The 648-nt window shown below is 61.6% G+C and carries 1 protein-coding gene; it reads right to left on the reverse strand.

Annotation, left to right across the window (positions count from 1 at the left end; translation table 11 throughout):
* A partial coding sequence (locus RM423_RS25025; protein WP_311425742.1) for a hypothetical protein occupies positions 1-230 on the reverse strand: 230 nt, incomplete at its 3' end.
* Between the last annotated feature and the right edge of the window lie 418 nt (positions 231-648).

A 648-nucleotide genomic window follows, 5' to 3' on the forward strand; every position in this document is an offset into this window, starting at 1 on the left:
CCGAGGAAGGCCACTCGTTGTTCATCGACCCAGCCCGATTCGGCCGCGGCCGCGAGCACGTGCATCCAGTCCTCGCTCATCCGATCGTGCAGGGTGCGGGCGCCCTCAACCGCCACCCGCTCCTGATAGTCCAGGGGTCCGGCGCCGGCATCTGCGCGATCACCATGGAACGGGCCATCGATAGCGAGGGCCGCGATTCCGGCCCGGGCCGCGCTACTTGCGTCGAGCACGGGCAATCATGAGCAAAATTCCACCGATGGCCACACCCAGCGACACTATTGCCAACACTATCGACAGCGTCGGTTGTTTCCGGCGCGTCCTGCCGCCAAGCTCCCCGCTACGAAGGTAATCACCGTTCGCGCTTCCTCACTTTCGAGATAGCCCATATCCGAGCCGCGATGCCGGCTGCGAGCAAGAGTAAAACAAAATGAGCACGACTATCAAAGCCCGCCAACCCTTCTACGTTAGATGATCGGTGACTGCGTCCTAATCCTAGAAGTGAGAATCACGGAGCACATCATTAACCCGAAACTTTCACGCGGCGCCTGTTGATCGTCGTTCTTGGGGCGGCAGCCTCTGTGGTTTCCGATTGTGCCGTGCGGGCAGGACAGTTTGGCCGAGGTCGCTCGGTGCGCCGGTTCCACGTGC

The organism is Jatrophihabitans lederbergiae (assembly GCF_031845305.1).
Classification (GTDB): domain Bacteria; phylum Actinomycetota; class Actinomycetes; order Mycobacteriales; family Jatrophihabitantaceae; genus Jatrophihabitans_A; species Jatrophihabitans_A lederbergiae.